General features: G+C 67.5%; 3 protein-coding genes. 2 read left to right on the top strand and 1 reads right to left on the bottom strand.

The genetic code is table 11. From position 1 onward, the window contains the following. Positions 1-366 (bottom strand): CoA-transferase (locus ACESMD_RS02325; protein WP_372609968.1); only part of this gene is annotated, 366 nt, incomplete at its 3' end. A gap of 179 nt (positions 367-545) precedes the next feature. Here ACESMD_RS02325 and ACESMD_RS02320 point away from each other — a divergent pair. Together ACESMD_RS02320 and ACESMD_RS02315 are read left to right on the top strand one after the other, a co-directional pair. Beyond that, positions 546-1,004: a LexA family protein gene (locus ACESMD_RS02320; RefSeq protein ID WP_372609966.1), complete on the top strand. Its 459-nt coding sequence runs from the start codon at positions 546-548 to the stop codon at positions 1,002-1,004. Further along, a complete protein-coding gene (locus ACESMD_RS02315) occupies positions 1,001-2,278 on the top strand; it encodes a Y-family DNA polymerase (protein WP_372609964.1) in 1,278 nt (425 codons plus the stop codon). The genes ACESMD_RS02320 and ACESMD_RS02315 overlap by 4 nt, the downstream gene beginning before the upstream one ends. Positions 2,279-2,406: the final 128 nt, after the last annotated feature.

Raw genomic sequence — 2,406 nt, 5'->3', positions numbered from 1 at the left:
CTGGGGCAGGTTCCAGGCCTGTATCTGCCCCTCGATGGCGAGTTTCTGCAGGGTCGGCACCAGGCCCCAGTGGCCGCCTATCACCCTGGCGACCAGCCCTTCATGGCCGAAATGATTGAGCCCGCGGGTCTTGCCATCGCCCTGACCGGCGGCATACATCAGGGTCAGGTCCCGAGGATGGCCGGTTTCCAGGAAGCGCTCTTCCAGCGCCACCGCCAGATGCTCGGCGAAACCGACGCCGACGAAGCCGCCGGTGGCTACGGCGTCGCCGTCACGAATCAGGTCGATGGCTTCCCGGGCCGAGACGACCTTGCCCTTCTCGGTGAAGGGCCGCCGGTTGAGCAGGGGGTGGGTGCGTTGGTCCATGGCATGGCTCCATGCGGGCAGGCGTTGTCTTGACACGTTAGGTTGTCGTTGTCTTGACACGTTAGCACAGGTCCCGGGTGGGACCCGCGCGAGCGTGATCGTCGCGTCTCGGGCGGCGGTTGCCAAGGGTGCTGGCCTGACGGATACTGTAATTATTTACAGTAATTGGAGGGATGACCATGACAGTCGCTTCCCGGATCAGGGCATGGAGGATCGGCCGGGCGAGTCCCGTCGTCGGGGGGCCTTCCCTGCCCCTGATGGGCTGTCGAGTGCGGGCGGGGTTTCCCAGCCCCGCTGACGACCACCTGGACGTGGAGATCGACCTGCATGCTTATGTGGTGCGTCGTCCGGCCTCGACCTATTTCGTGCGTGCCGAGGGGGATTCCATGCTGGGTGACGGCATCCACGACGGTGACCTGCTGGTGGTGGATCGCAGCCTGGAGCCACGGCCTGGCCGGGTGATCATCATCGCCGTGGATGGTGAGCCCACCGTCAAGCGCCTGGAACGGCTGGCCGGACGCACCTGCCTGGTGGCCAGCAACCCGCGTTTCCCGGCCATTCCCCTGGAGGGCCGGGAATGCGAGGTCTGGGGCGTGGTCACCCATGTGCTCCATGCCCTGCCGGGGGCGGTGCCATGATCGCCCTGGTCGATTGCAACAACTTCTACGTGTCCTGTGAGCGGGTCTTCGCGCCGCGCCTGGAAGGACGGCCGGTGGGGGTGCTTTCCAACAACGATGGCTGTGTGGTGGCGCGCTCCGGTGAACTCAAGGCGCTGGGCGTGTCCATGGGGGCGCCGATGCATCTGCTGCCACCGGCCATCCGCCGCCAGGCGGTGCTGCTTTCCAGTAACTATGCCCTCTACGGTGACATGTCGCGACGGGTCCACCAGGTGCTGGGCGAGTTCTCGCCGGATGTGGAGGCCTATTCCATCGACGAGAGCTTCGTGGGTTTCGAGGGTTTCCCCCCGGAGACCCTGGAGGCACGCTGCCACCGGCTGCGCGATACCGTGCGCCGCTGGACCGGTATTCCGGTGAGTTTGGGGTTGGCGCCCACCCGCGTACTGGCCAAGGTGGCCAACCATCTGGCCAAGCGCGAGCCCGCCTACGAGGGCGTCTGCTGGCTGCAGGCCGAGGGTGAAGCGACACGCCGGGTGCTCGAGACCTGGCCGGTGACCGAGTTGTGGGGGGTGGCCAGGCGCAGCGGCGAGCGGCTGGCGCTGATGGGCATCGACACGGCCTGGCAGCTACGCGAGGCCGACCCCAAGCGCATTCGCCGGGCCTTCTCGGTGGTGCTCGAGCGCCTCGTCTGGGAGCTGCGCGGCCGCCCGGCGATCGTCCTCGATGACATGGCGACGCCGCGCCAGCGGATCCTGGTGTCGCGCTCTTTCGGGCGGTTGACAGGGGCCTTCGACGACCTCGAGGCGGCGGTTCGCCAGCATGGCGCCCGGGGCGCCGAGAAGCTGCGCGGCCAGGGCAGCCTGGCACGGGCGGTGATGGTCTTCGTGCGTACCAATCCCTTCCTCGCCGGCGAACCCCAGTATCGCAACAGCGTGGTGGTGCCCCTGGTACGGCCCACCGATGACAGCCGTGAGCTGCTCGAGGCCGCCCGCCGCGGGCTTGCGGCGATCTTCCTCACGGGCTATCGCTACCAGAAGTGTGGGGTCATGCTGCTCGACCTGGTGGACGCCGACCATCGCCAGCACTCCCTGCTGGAGACGGCGCAGGACGAGGCCGAGCGTGGCCGCAGCCAGCGTCTGATGGCCACGGTGGATCGGCTCAACCGCGAGATGGGGCGAGACACGGTGCGCTTCGGCCTGCCGCGTCGTGGCAACGCCTGGGCCCTGCGCTGTGAGCGGCGCACCCCGCGCTACACCACCCGCTGGGACGAGTTGATGCGGGTCAGGATCGGCTGAGTATGCGTGTTGCTATCATCGTCAGCGCTGTCAGAGCGCCGAGAGGAAGCGCGCCAGGCTGGGGGCATCGGAAAGATCCCCATAGAGTACGCTTCGGTTACCTGCCTTATCGATGCCCATCAGGGCGG

It is taken from the genome of Halomonas sp. (assembly GCF_041689495.1).
GTDB lineage: Bacteria > Pseudomonadota > Gammaproteobacteria > Pseudomonadales > Halomonadaceae > Halomonas.
Note: the sequence above shows the minus strand (reverse complement) of the source record. Positions and strands in the feature narration are given on the sequence as shown.